Source organism: Shinella sp. SUS2 (genome assembly GCF_001262505.1).
Lineage (GTDB): Bacteria > Pseudomonadota > Alphaproteobacteria > Rhizobiales > Rhizobiaceae > Shinella.
The window spans coordinates 113291-125682 of record NZ_KQ410738.1 but is presented as its reverse complement, the minus strand read 5'-3'; the positions used below and the strand labels follow the sequence as shown (position 1 = coordinate 125682).

Genomic DNA, 12392 nt, shown 5'->3' with positions numbered 1-12392 from the left:
GAAATGCAATGACGATCCATCAGTCCCCCGAGGCCGCCGAGCAGGATATCGTGACCGTCCCGGCCGGAACCGCCACCTTCAAGAGCCGCCATCCGGAAACCATCGCCCTGCACGGTGGCAGCTTCCGTTACGACCCGACGAGTGGTGCGGTCGCGGTGCCGATCTACCAGACCTCGTCTTTCCAGTTGCCCGGTACGGATGGCGCCGACAAGCTCTTCGCCCTCGAGGCGCCGGGGCATCTCTACACCCGTGTTTCCAACCCGACGCAGGACGCCTTCGAGCAGCGCCTTGCCGAGCTGGAGGGTGGCGCGGCCGCTCTGGCACTCGCCTCCGGCCAGGCCGCCTCGGCCTTTGCGATCCTCAATGTTGCCCGCGCCGGCGACAATATCGTCAGCGCCGCCGGTCTCTATGGCGGCACCTGGGCGCTCTTCGCCGCCACCCTGAAGAGCTTCGGCATCGAGACCCGCTTTGTCGATGCGTCCGACCCCGAAGCCTTCGAGACGGCGACGGATGCGCGCACGCGTACCTATTATGCCGGATCCTTGCCGAACCCGAAGCTGGAGGTCTTCCCGATAGCGGAGGTTGCCGCCATTGGCCGCCGCCACGGCATTCCGCTGATCGTCGACAACACCGCCGCCCCCCTCGTCATCCGTCCGCTGGAGCATGGTGCGGCCATCGTCGTCTATTCGACGACCAAATATATCGGCGGTCACGGTACCTCGATCGGCGGCGCGATCATCGACAGCGGTACTTTCCCCTGGACGGAGAACCCGGCCCGCCAGCCGAACCTCACCGAACCGGATGCGAGCTACCAGGGCAAGACCTGGATCGAGAAGGCGGCTGCCATCGGCTTCCACCCCTACATCCTGCGCGCCCGCGCCGTGCTTCTGCGCGATCTTGGTGCCGCCATCAGCCCGCAAAATGCCTTTCAGTTCATCCAGGGCCTTGAAACCCTGCCGCTGCGCCTGCGCCAGCACAACGAGAACGCGGTGAAGGTCGCGGACTTCCTGAAGGGCCATGCCAAGGTCGATCGCGTCATCTTCCCGAAATTCCAGGAGGGTACCGCGAAGGCGCGCGCGGACAAATATTTCAAGCAAGGCCACTTCGGTGCGCTGGTCGGTTTCGAGCTGAAGGGCGGGCGGGAGGCCGGCCGTCGCTTCATCGATAGCCTTCAGCTTTTCTATCACCTCGCCAATATCGGCGATGCGCGCTCGCTGGCGATCCACCCCTCGACGACCACCCACTCGCAGCTCTCGCTGGAAGACCAGCAGGCGACCGGCGTCACGCCCGGCTATGTGCGCCTCTCCATCGGCCTCGAACATCCCGATGACCTGATCACCGATCTTGAAAGAGCCATCGCGCTGGCCTGAAGCCGGCCGGCCTGATCGGTGTATGACCCCGGCGCTGCCTCCTCGCGCCGGGGTCTTTTGTTTGGGCCGTCCCCGAACCGTCTGCGAAAAGAAACAGCATTCCGCTTTATAATATATAAAAAAGATAGAATTTCTGTATTTCATTGGCGCGATGGCTACTCTCTTCGTCAATTCCAAGCGTGACCCGCCCGCAAGGCCGGCACGGCAGCGACGAGTAGAATGCATGACGCAGATCGAGAATGCCTGGGGCGCCGGCCCCGGTGAAGCCTATGAGGCGCTCGCCGCGCCGTTCCGGCCGATTTTCGCCGAGATCGCCGCGGAGGCGACGCGGCGCGACCTGGAGCGCGACCTGCCGCACAAGGCAATCCGCCTGCTGAAGGAAGCCGGCTTCGGCGCAGTGCGCCTGCCGGTGGCGGTGGGCGGCAAGGGCGCGAGCCTGCCGCAGTTCTTCAACCTCCTGATCGAACTTTCCGCCGCCGATTCCAACATCACGCAGGCGCTGCGCGGCCATTTCGGCTTTGCCGAGGATATCCTGAACACCAGGGATGTGGAGCGCCAGGCCCTCTGGTTCGGCCGGATCGGCCGCGGCGAGATCACCGGCAACGCCTGGAGCGAGATCGGCACGGGCGCGGCGCTCGAACGCTTCTCCACCAACGTCGCCGAAAAGGACGGCCGGCTCGTCCTCAACGGCGCGAAGTACTACACGACCGGCTCGTTCTTCGCCGACTGGATCGATGTCGGCGCATCCAATGCGGAGGGCGAGGGCGTTTCGGTCGCCGTGCGCCGGGAGGCCGCCGGCGTCGAGGTGATCGACGATTGGGACGGCTTTGGCCAGACGCTGACGGCGAGCGGCACCACCACCTTCCGCGACGTCGCCGTCGAACCGCAAGATGTCGTCATCGACGACGAGCGCTTCAAATATTCCGCCGCCTTCTACCAGCTCGTGCATCTGGCGACGCTTGCCGGCATCGGCCGGGCGATTACCGCCGACGTCGCCAAAGCCGTGGCGGAGCGCCGCCGCACCTATACCCACGCCGCCGCCGCGCGCTCCAGCGAGGATCCGCAGGTTCTTCAGGTCGTCGGGCGCATCCGCGCCGCGGCCTATGCGGCGGGCGCGATCACCCTTCAGGCCGCCGCCAGCCTGGAGCGCGCCTTCGCGGCGCATTTCTTGGACGACCCGGAGGCCGAGGAAAAGGCCAATGCCGTCGCCGAACTCGAAGCCGCGCAGGCCCAGACGGTCGTCTCCGACCTCATCCTCGAAGCCTCGACCCTGCTCTTCGACGCGCTCGGCGCGTCCGCCACCAAGAAGCCCGCCGGCCTCGACCGCCACTGGCGCAACGCCCGCACGCTCGCCTCGCACAATCCGCGCATCTACAAGCACCGCATCATTGGTGATTTCGCCGTCAACGGCACGCCGCCGCCCTACCAATGGCGCATCGGCGCCAGCGCGGGCTGACGGCGATGATAAGGCTCGAACGCATCACCAAAAGTTTTCCCGGCAAGGAGGGCGCCGTCGCCGCGCTCGACGGGGTCGACCTCTCTGTCGCGAAAGGCGAGATTTTTGGCGTCATCGGCTCCTCCGGCGCGGGAAAATCCACGCTGGTGCGGCTCATCAACCTGTTGGAGCGCCCGAGCGGCGGCGATGTCTTCGTCGCCGGCGAGCGGGTGACGGACGCAAGCGGCGCGCGCCTTCGCGCGCTGCGCCGGTCAATCGGCATGGTCTTCCAGCATTTCAATCTCTTGAGCGCCCGCACCGTCGCCGACAATGTCGCCTATCCGCTGGAGCTGACCGGCGACTACGGCAGGATCGAGATCGCCGAGCGCGTCGCCGCGCTGCTCGCCCGCGTCGGCCTGACGGAACATGCGCAAAAATATCCGCGCCAGCTTTCCGGCGGGCAGAAGCAGCGCGTCGGCATCGCACGGGCGCTTGCCTGCGAACCCTCGGTCCTGCTCTGCGACGAGGCGACCAGCGCGCTCGACCCGCAGACAACAGGCGCGGTGCTCGATCTCCTGCGCCAGATCAACCGCGACCTCGGCGTCACCATCGTGCTCATCACCCATGAGATGGACGTCATCCGCCGCACCTGCGACCGCGTCGCCGTGCTCGATCGCGGCCGCGTGGTGGAGGAGGGGCCGGTGACCGACGTCTTCCTGCATCCGCGCCACACCGCGACCTTGCGCCTGGTGCGCGAGGCCGAGCCGGACAGCGGTTCGCTCGATGCCGTCGCCGATCCCGGCGGCCGCACGGTGCGCCTCACCTTCACGGGGCCGGCGGCGCACAAGCCCATCCTCGGCCGCATCACCCGCGAAAACCTCGTCGATTACGCGATCCTCGCCGGCCGCATCGGCCATATCCGCGAGACGCCCTATGCGCAGTTCATCGTCTCGCTCAGCGGGCGGGACGTGGCGGGCGCCATTGCAGGGCTGGAGGCGAGCGGCGTGGACGTGGAATTGCAGGGCGGCGCGCCATTCGCCGCGATCGAGGAAAGGCCGCGCCATGTCGTTTGACAACATCTATTGGGGCGATATCGGCGCGGCGCTCGGCCAGACGCTCGCCATGGTCGGCGGCGCGCTGCTGCTTACCGTTCTCGTCGGCCTGCCGCTCGGCGTCCTGCTCTTCCTCACCGGCCGGCAGCAGCTCTTCCAGGCGCCGCTCGCCTATGGCGGCCTGTCCTTCGTGCTGAACATCATCCGGTCGGTGCCCTTCATCATCCTGCTCATCGTGCTGATGCCGGTCACCGTCCTCGTCACGGGCACCTCGCTCGGCATCCGCGGTGTCATCTTCCCGCTGGTCGTCGGCACCGCGCCCTTCTTCGCGCGGCTGGTCGAGACGGCGCTGCGCGAGGTCGACCGCGGCGTCATCGAGGCGAGCCTCGCCATGGGCGCCTCCACCAGCCAGACGATCCTGCGCGCCGTGCTGCCCGAAGCGCTGCCGAGCCTCTTGGCGGCCGTCACGGTCACCGCGATCGTGCTGGTCGACTACACGGCGATGTCCGGCGCCATCGGCGGCGGCGGGCTCGGCGACCTTGCCATCCGCTATGGCTACCACCGGTTCCAGACCGAAATCATGCTGGTCTGCGTCGCCATTCTCATCGTCTTTGTCCAGCTCATCCAGGCGAGCGGCAACCGCCTCGTCACCCGTTTTTCCCGCAAATGACCCGCGCCAGGAGGACCCCCATGCGCATCCTGAAATCGCTTACCATCGCCGCCAGCCTCGCGCTCGCCGCCGTCGGCTCCGCCAAGGCGGAAGAAACGCTCGTCGTCGGCGCCACCGCCATTCCGCACGCGGAAATCCTCGAATTCGTCAAGCCGATCCTCGCCAGGGACGGCCTCGACCTCGATATCCGCGTCTTCACCGATTACATCCAGCCGAACGCCCAGCTCGTCTCCGGCGAACTCGACGCCAACTATTATCAGTACCGGCCGTTCCTGAACGACTACAACAAGCAGCGCGGCACGGAACTCGTGCCGATCGTGCCCGTGCATATCGAGCCCTTCGTTGCCTATTCGACGAAGATCGACGCGGTGGAAAAACTCGCCGACGGCGCGACCGTGGCGATCCCGAACGATCCGGTCAATGGCGGCCGCGGCCTGCTGCTCCTGCAAAAACTCGGCCTGATCAAGGTCTCCGGCAAGCCGGAACTGACCTCGCCGGAAGACCCGCTGCCGACCGTCAAGGACGTTGTCGAGAACCCGAAGAACCTGAAGATCGTCGAGCTGGAATCGGCGCTGCTGCCGCGCGCGCTCGGCGAGGTTGATCTCGCGGCACTCAACGGCAACTACGTCTTCGAGGCCAAGCTCGACATCTCCAAGGCGCTGCTGATCGACCGCGGCCAGGACGGCTACAATGTCTGGAGCGAATATCTCGTCACCCGCCCTGAGACCAAGGACGATGCGCGCGTGGCAAAACTCGCCAAGGCGCTGAACAGCGAAGAGACGCGGAAATTCATCGCGGAGCGCTACAAGGGACAGGTGGTCGCCGCCTTCTGATGTTTGCCTTTCGCCGCCGGGCTGCGCCTTGCCGCAACCCGGCAACCCCTTTTTGAAGTGACGGCCGAACCCATGAGCCCGACCCAAGCCACCGCCAGACAAACCCCTGCCGATCCCGCGCCCGGCGAAGCCGGCTGGCTGCCTGCGCCGCCAGCAAGGCCCGCCCATGTCATCCAAGACGACGCGGAGGCGATCGCTGTTGCGGAACGGCTGAAGCCGCTTTTCGCCGCCGAGGCCGGGGAGCGCGACCGCGAGCGGCGTCTGCCCTTCGCCGAAGTCGATCTCTTCTCCGAAAGCGGCCTCTGGGGCATCACCATCCCGAAGGAACACGGCGGGGCGGGCGTCTCGCAGGTCACGCTGGCAAGGGTTTTCGCGACGCTTGCGGCCGGCGATCCCTCGCTGACCCAGATCGCCCAGAACAGTTTCGAGATCATCGACGTCATCCGCCAGACCGGCAGCGAGGCGCAGAAGCGCGCGCTTTTCGGCGCGGTGCTGGCCGGAAAACGGCTCGGCAACGCCTTTTCCGAATTCGGCGGCAAGAACGCCGAGGCCTTCGAGACGAAGCTTGTCCGTGAGGGCGACCAGTTCACCGTCTCCGGCAAAAAATTCTATTCCACCGGCGCGCTCTTCGCTCATCTGGTGCCCATCGTCGCGCTCGATGAGGACGGCCATGTCGTCGTTGCCGTCGCGGACCGGGATGCGGCGGGGCTGGAGGTCGTCAACGACTGGTCGGCCTTCGGCCAGCGCACCACGGCGAGCGGCACGGTGATCCTCGACGCGGTGGCGATCCCGGCGGACCGGGTGCTGCCCGCCCATATCGTCTACGAGAACCAGAGCGCCATTGGCCCACAGAGCCAGCTCATCCACGCGGCGATCGACGCCGGTATCGCCCGCGGCGCCATCGAGGCGACCATCGACCTGGTCCGAAACCACGCCCGTCCGTGGATCGACAGCGGCTCCGACAGGGCGGCGGACGATCCCTATACGATCGCGGCGATTGGCGATCTGAAAATCCGCCTGCATGCCGCCGAGGCGCTGCTGGAGCGCGCCGGCCGCCAGCTCGACGAGACCATCGCTGACGTCACCGACGAGACGATCGCCAAGGCGAAGGTCGCGGTTGCCGAAGCCAAGGTGCTGACGACGGAGGTCGCGCTCACCGCCGCCAACAAGCTTTTTGAGCTCGCCGGCACGCGCTCGACGCTCGGTGCGCACAATCTCGACCGCTTCTGGCGCGACGCGCGCACCCACACGCTGCATGATCCGGTGCGCTGGAAGTTCCATTCGATCGGCCAATACTACCTCAACGGCGTACAGCCGCCGCTTCATTCCTGGATTTGAACGGGAAGGGCGCGCGCCGCCCGCCGCAACAAGACATGCGAAAAGAAATCCTCCTCAACGCCTTCACCATGAACTGCGCCGGCCATATCAACCATGGCCTGTGGACCCACCCGCGCGACCAGTCGCACCGCTATACGAAGCTCAGCTACTGGACGGAGCTGGCGGCGACGCTGGAGCGCGGCCTGTTCGACGGCGTGTTCCTCGCCGATATCGTCGGAGTCTACGACGTTTACCAGCAGTCCGTCGACCTGACCCTGCGCGAATCCATCCAGCTCCCGGTCAACGATCCCCTGATGCTGATCTCGGCCATGGCGGCGGTGACGAAGGGGCTCGGCTTTGGCGTCACGGTCAATGTCAATGCGGAGGCGCCGGCGATTTTTGCCCGGCGCATCTCGACGCTCGACCACCTGACGGAGGGCCGCATCGGCTGGAACATCGTCACCGGCTATCTCGACAGCGCCGCGCGGGCGATGGGCGAAAGCGCGCTCGGCGAACACGACCAGCGCTATGACCGGGCCGACGAGTTCCTCGACCTCCTCTACCGGCTCTGGGAGGGAAGCTGGGACGATGACGCCGTCCTGCGCGATCGCCGCGCCCGCGTCTATGCCGACCCCACCCGCGTGCGGAAAATCCGGCACGAAGGCCAATACTACCGCATGGAAGCCTATCACCTCAGTGAGCCCTCGCGCCAGCGTACGCCGGTGCTCTACCAAGCCGGCGCCTCCGGCCGTGGCCAAAAATTTGCCGCCCGCCATGCCGAATGCGTCTTCATTTCCCCGCCGGATACGGGCGTCGCCCGCACCGCGGCGCGCGCCATCCGCAAGGGTGCGGTGGAGGCGGGCCGGCGGGCCGAGGATGTGCGCATCTTCGCCGGCCTCACCGTCGTCGTCGACCGCACGGAGAAGGCGGCGAGGGAAAAGTTCGAGGACTATGCGCGCTACGCTAGCCCCGAAGCGGGCCTTGCGCATTTCTCCGCCGGCACGGGCATCGATTTCTCGCAATACGAACCCGACGAGCCGATCACCTACGGCAAGGGCAATTTCGTGCAGACCTCGGTCGATCTTGCCCGCGCGCGCGGCTGGACGAAGCGCAGCATCCTCGCCGGCATGGCGCTCGGCGGCCGCTATCCGCTGGTCGTGGGCAACCCCTATCAGGTGGCCGACGCGCTGGAGGCGTGGATCGCCGAGGGCGAGGTGGATGGTTTCAACCTCGCCCGCACCGTCGCGCCCGAAAGCTACGAGGATTTCATCGATCTCGTCATCCCGGTCTTGCAGGAGCGCGGCCGCTACAAGACCGCCTACGCCGCCGGCAGCCTGCGCAACCGCCTTTTCGGCACGGGCGATCGCCTGCCGGACCGCCACCCGGGCGGTGCGTTCCGGGCGAGGGCGGTGGCTGCGGAGTGAGGGGCGTCGGAAGCGGTAACCTCTCGCTAACCAGATCGCATAACCGGATGGTGACGAAAACCCGATAGTCCGGCTCCCTGAATGGAGGCGTAATGGGTGGTTCCAGAGAAAAGCCCGCGCCGACGCGGTGCGATCGCCTGAAAACTGCGGCAGGCGTCGTGGGCCTGTCCCTTTCCGGACCCGCCTTTCTGTCTGTCTGGATTGCGTGGATCATCGACGGTAGATTTCCCACTACCCGTGGCGGCGGACTTACCGCTTCCGAAAATCCGTTTGTTTTCTATGTATTGGCCTTGCTAGGGGTGGCGGTTCTTGTGCCAGTCGCCCTTGCCGGCGTCATGTTTTTGGTAGGCTACGCTCTGTTGCGAACAAGCGATGCCGATCCCGCTCACGCCAAACGGCGGCGGTTTCTGATCAGCCTCCATGGTGCGCTAAAGACTTTGCTGCGGAGATGGATCGCGCTTTTGCAAGGGTTCGCGCGACGTTCGTGAGCCGGTCGACTAAAGCCGAAATCTTTTCCCAACCCGCCCGCATTTTGGAAAATCCTGCCTGTCCTCGCTCTGTAGTCTATATAATTTATAGATTAAATGACTATTGATCTAACGGGGACATCATGACCGACGACACTCTTTCCGGCGTCAACCGCCGCAATCTCCTGAAGCTCACCGCCGTCGCCGGCGTGGTGGCGGGCGCGGGGCTTTTTTCGACGCGCACGGCCGCGGCTGAGGAGGGGCTTTCGCTGAAGGGCAAGCGCATCGGCATCAGCACGGCCGGCACCGATCATTTCTTCGATCTGCAAGCCTATAACGCCCAGATCGAGGAGGTGAAACGCCTTGGCGGTGAGCCGATCGCAGTCGACGCCGGCCGCAACGACGGCAAGCTTGTCTCGCAGCTCCAGACGCTCATCGCCCAGAAGCCGGACGCCATCGTCCAGCTTCTTGGCACGCTCAGCGTCATCGACCCCTGGCTGAAGAAGGCGCGCGAGGCGGATATCCCGGTCTTCACCATCGATGTCGGCTCGGTCAACTCGATCAACAATTCCACCTCGGACAATTGGGGCATCGGCAAGGACCTCGCCCTCCAGCTCGTCTCTGACATCGGCGGCGAAGGCAATATCGTCGTGTTCAACGGCTTCTACGGTGTGACACCCTGCGCCATCCGCTACGACCAGTTGGTCAATGTGGTCAAATATTTCCCGAAGGTGCAGATCGTGCAGCCGGAGCTGCGCGACGTGATCCCGAACACCGTCCAGGACGCCTTCACCCAGATCACGGCGATCCTCGCCAAATATCCGGAAAAGGGCTCGATCAAGGCCATCTGGTCGGCTTGGGATATCCCGCAGCTCGGCGCGACGCAGGCGCTCACTGCCGCCGGCCGCACCGAGATCAAGACCTATGGCGTCGATGGCAGCCCGGAAGTGCTCCAGCTCGTCGCCGATCCGAATTCGCCGGCCGCCGCCGACGTCGCCCAGCAGCCGGCCGAACTCGGCCGCGTGGCGATCCAGAACGTCGCCCGCCATCTCGCCGGCGACACGCTGCCGCGTGAAACCTACGTGCCGGCGCTCCTCGCCAACAAAGTGAATGTCGGTGACGTCTCCAAAAAGCTCGGCATCGGTTGATTTTTTAGGAGAAGCCCCCTCATCCGGCCCTTTCGGGCCACCTTCTCCCCTCGGGGAGAAGGTGCCGGCAGGCGGATGAGAGAGTTACAACGAGGACAACGGCCATGGCGGACACGGCAAAGAGCGGCGAGGCGATCATCCGCCTCAAAAACATCGTCAAGCGTTTCGGCGGGGCGCAGGCGCTTTCGGGCGCCTCGCTCACCGTCCGGCGCGGCGCGGTGCATGGTCTCGTCGGCCAGAACGGCGCGGGCAAGTCGACGCTGATCAAGCTGATCGCCGGCCTTCACCGGGCGGACGAGGGCGCGGTGGAGATCGACGGCAAGGCCTATGACCGGCTGACGCCGCATCTCGTGGAAGAACTCGGCGTGCACTTCATCCACCAGGACCGCCTGCTGGTGCCGACCTTCACGGTCGGCGAGGCGCTGTTCCTCGGCCGCGAGCTGCGTTTCCCCGGCACGCCCTTCCTCGACCGCGCGGCGATGCGGCGCAAATCCGCCGAAATCCTCGAACGCTACTTCGGCCTCGCGCTGCCGCATTCCGCGCTGATCGCCGATCTCTCGGCGGCAGAAAAGCAGATCGTGCAGATCACCCGCGCGCTGATCGCCAATCCCAAGGTGCTGGTCTTCGACGAGCCGACCGCCGCGCTCGTCCGGCGCGAGGCGGACCTGCTCTTCCAGCTCATCCACCGCCTCAGCGCCGAGGGCGTGACGGTGCTCTACATCTCGCATTATCTCGGCGAGATCGTCGATCTCTGCGACACGGTCACCGTGCTGCGCAACGGCCGCGACGTCGCCACCCTGCCGGTCGCAGAAACCTCGGCGGCGGAGATCGGCGCGCTGATGGTCAACCGCGCCATCGGCGACCTCTATCCGAAGCCGGCTGTTGCGCCCGGCGCGGTGATCCTCGAGGTCGAAAACCTCGCGCTGGCGGGCCGTTTCGAGGCGGTCTCCCTCACGCTGCGCAAGGGCGAGGTGCTGGGCCTCACCGGCCTCGTCGGCTCGGGAGCCAAGGAGGTGGTGCGCACGCTCTTCGGCCTCGACCGGCCGACCGGGGGTACGGTCCGCGTCAAGGGGGAGACGGTGTTCTCCGTCGATCCCGCCGCCGCCACCGATCGGCGCCTGGCACTGGTACCGGAGGATCGTCGTCGCGACGGCGTCGCGCTCGACCTCTCCGTCACCGAAAACACGACACTTGCCAGCCTCGCCCGGTTTTCCCGTAGGCTGATCGACCGCGGCGCGGAACGCCGCCAGACGCAAGATCTCGTCAAGCGGCTCGAGATCAAGACCGACGGCGTCGAGGCGCTGGTGAAGACGCTTTCGGGCGGAAACCAGCAGAAGGTGGCGATCGCCAAATGGCTGAGCCGCCAGTCGGAAATCTACCTGCTCGACGAGCCGACGGTCGGCGTCGACATCGGCGCCAAGGTGGAGATCTACCGGCTGATCGGCGAGCTTGCCGAGCGCGGCGCGGCCGTGCTGGTGCTCTCTTCCGATATCGAGGAACTGCTCGGCGTGACCGATCGCCTCCTCGTCTTCTTCCGCGGCCGCGTCACGCGGCAATTCATCTCTTCCGAAACTAGCCCGGGTGAGGTCCTCGCGGATGTCACGGGCGCCTACGAGACGCTTCGCCATGCTGGTTGACGCCCCCTATATTCCGGCCTCCATCATCGAAATCGAGGCGCAGAAGGCTTTCGAGACAGGCAAATCCCGCTCCGCTTTCGGCCGCCAGCTCGCCACACTCGCGCTGCGCGGCGGCGCGTTGGCCGTCTTCATTGGCGTTCTCGCGGTCTTCTCCGTAAGCGCGCCGTTTTTCCTCACCGTGGGCAACATCGGCAACGTGCTCGGTCAGTCGGCCATCGCGGGCGTGCTGGCAATCGGACTCACCATGTCATCATCGCGGGCGGCTCGAATGTCGTGACCGGCGGCATCGACCTGTCGCTCGCCACCAATATGGGCCTCAGCGCCGCCGTCTACGCCTCACTGGTGCAGGCCGGGCAGGGTGATGGTGTCGCCATCCTCGGCGCGCTCGGTACGGGGCTTGCCATCGGGGCGGTCAACGCGGCCGCTGTCACGCTCGCCGGCATCGTGCCGCTGCTCGCAACGCTTGCCGTCATGAACGTCGTTGCCGGCCTTGAACTGGTGCTGACACAGAACACCGTCGTCCCCGCCTCGACGGATTTCCTCTCGGCGCTCTCCGCCGGCGGACCGTTCGGTATTCCAGTGCTCGCCTATGTCCTGCTCGGCTTCACGCTCATCGTCGCCGCCGTGGTGCAGTATACGCCGCTCGGCCTTCGTCTCTACGCGGTCGGCGCCTTTCCGGATGCGGCGCGCGCGGCGGGCCTGCCGATCAAAACCTTCGTTGCCGGCTCGTTCCTGGCGAGCGGCCTCACCGGCGGCATTGCCGGCATCCTCTCGGTCTCCTATCTCTCGGGCAGCACCACGGGGGCCGGCGACATGCTGCTGCCGATCGTCGTCACCGCCCTGCTCGGCACGGTCTTCTCCCGCCGGCTGGTACCGACGATCACGGGCACGCTGCTCTCGGCGCTCTTCGTCGGTTTCCTCGTCAACGGCTTCCAGCTTCTCAACATTTCCAGCACGCTGGTCAGCGGCGTGCAGGGTCTTCTGATCCTGCTCTTCGTCTCCGCCACCACGCTGCTCGGCCGCAAGGAGACCGCCTGAC

Annotated in this window: 10 protein-coding genes and 1 pseudogene; all 11 read left to right on the top strand. The window is 66.0% G+C overall.

Annotated elements, in window-relative coordinates; translation table 11 throughout:
- The first annotated feature begins 8 nt into the window (after positions 1 to 8).
- The 11 genes and pseudogenes from AKG11_RS23730 (at position 9) to AKG11_RS23685 (ending at position 12391) form a co-directional block, all read left to right on the top strand.
- Positions 9 to 1370 carry an O-acetylhomoserine aminocarboxypropyltransferase/cysteine synthase family protein gene (locus tag AKG11_RS23730; RefSeq protein WP_082342615.1) on the top strand — a complete coding sequence of 454 codons (1362 nt, stop codon included), beginning with the start codon at positions 9 to 11 and terminating at the stop codon, positions 1368 to 1370.
- A 223-nt stretch (positions 1371 to 1593) separates the two neighbouring features.
- Entirely contained in the window at positions 1594 to 2826 is a 1233-nt protein-coding gene (locus AKG11_RS23725; RefSeq protein WP_050745685.1) for an acyl-CoA dehydrogenase family protein, read from the top strand.
- A 5-nt stretch (positions 2827 to 2831) separates the two neighbouring features.
- Positions 2832 to 3878, top strand: a complete 1047-nt coding sequence (locus AKG11_RS23720; RefSeq protein ID WP_050745726.1) for a methionine ABC transporter ATP-binding protein — start codon at positions 2832 to 2834, stop codon at positions 3876 to 3878.
- A complete protein-coding gene (locus tag AKG11_RS23715) occupies positions 3868 to 4527 on the top strand; it encodes a methionine ABC transporter permease (protein ID WP_023512626.1) in 660 nt (219 codons plus the stop codon). The genes AKG11_RS23720 and AKG11_RS23715 overlap by 11 nt, the downstream gene beginning before the upstream one ends.
- Before the next feature lie 20 nt (positions 4528 to 4547).
- Entirely contained in the window at positions 4548 to 5360 is an 813-nt protein-coding gene (locus AKG11_RS23710) for a MetQ/NlpA family ABC transporter substrate-binding protein (RefSeq protein ID WP_088016509.1), read from the top strand.
- A gap of 72 nt (positions 5361 to 5432) precedes the next feature.
- Positions 5433 to 6698 (top strand): SfnB family sulfur acquisition oxidoreductase, encoded by a 1266-nt coding sequence (locus tag AKG11_RS23705; protein ID WP_050745684.1) that lies wholly within the window; start codon positions 5433 to 5435, stop codon positions 6696 to 6698.
- A 35-nt stretch (positions 6699 to 6733) separates the two neighbouring features.
- Positions 6734 to 8101 (top strand): LLM class flavin-dependent oxidoreductase, encoded by a 1368-nt coding sequence (locus tag AKG11_RS23700; RefSeq protein ID WP_050745683.1) that lies wholly within the window; start codon positions 6734 to 6736, stop codon positions 8099 to 8101.
- A gap of 92 nt (positions 8102 to 8193) precedes the next feature.
- On the top strand, positions 8194 to 8589 hold the full coding sequence (locus AKG11_RS34660; protein WP_130517693.1) for a hypothetical protein: 396 nt from the start codon (positions 8194 to 8196) through the stop codon (positions 8587 to 8589).
- Between the two features lie 122 nt (positions 8590 to 8711).
- Positions 8712 to 9716 (top strand): sugar ABC transporter substrate-binding protein, encoded by a 1005-nt coding sequence (locus AKG11_RS23695; protein ID WP_050745682.1) that lies wholly within the window; start codon positions 8712 to 8714, stop codon positions 9714 to 9716.
- Positions 9717 to 9820: 104 nt separating this feature from the next.
- Positions 9821 to 11353: a sugar ABC transporter ATP-binding protein gene (locus AKG11_RS23690; protein WP_050745681.1), complete on the top strand. Its 1533-nt coding sequence runs from the start codon at positions 9821 to 9823 to the stop codon at positions 11351 to 11353.
- Positions 11343 to 12391, top strand: a pseudogene (locus tag AKG11_RS23685) (ABC transporter permease). The gene AKG11_RS23690 and the pseudogene AKG11_RS23685 overlap by 11 nt, the downstream one beginning before the upstream one ends.
- Position 12392: the final 1 nt, after the last annotated feature.

Coding starts and splice junctions, on each gene's coding strand:
- AKG11_RS23730 (WP_082342615.1), top strand. CDS start 9: ATGACGATCCATCAGTCCCCCGAGGCCGCCGAGCAGGATATCGTGACC.
- AKG11_RS23725 (WP_050745685.1), top strand. CDS start 1,594: ATGACGCAGATCGAGAATGCCTGGGGCGCCGGCCCCGGTGAAGCCTAT.
- AKG11_RS23720 (WP_050745726.1), top strand. CDS start 2,832: ATGATAAGGCTCGAACGCATCACCAAAAGTTTTCCCGGCAAGGAGGGC.
- AKG11_RS23715 (WP_023512626.1), top strand. CDS start 3,868: ATGTCGTTTGACAACATCTATTGGGGCGATATCGGCGCGGCGCTCGGC.
- AKG11_RS23710 (WP_088016509.1), top strand. CDS start 4,548: ATGCGCATCCTGAAATCGCTTACCATCGCCGCCAGCCTCGCGCTCGCC.
- AKG11_RS23705 (WP_050745684.1), top strand. CDS start 5,433: ATGAGCCCGACCCAAGCCACCGCCAGACAAACCCCTGCCGATCCCGCG.
- AKG11_RS23700 (WP_050745683.1), top strand. CDS start 6,734: ATGCGAAAAGAAATCCTCCTCAACGCCTTCACCATGAACTGCGCCGGC.
- AKG11_RS34660 (WP_130517693.1), top strand. CDS start 8,194: ATGGGTGGTTCCAGAGAAAAGCCCGCGCCGACGCGGTGCGATCGCCTG.
- AKG11_RS23695 (WP_050745682.1), top strand. CDS start 8,712: ATGACCGACGACACTCTTTCCGGCGTCAACCGCCGCAATCTCCTGAAG.
- AKG11_RS23690 (WP_050745681.1), top strand. CDS start 9,821: ATGGCGGACACGGCAAAGAGCGGCGAGGCGATCATCCGCCTCAAAAAC.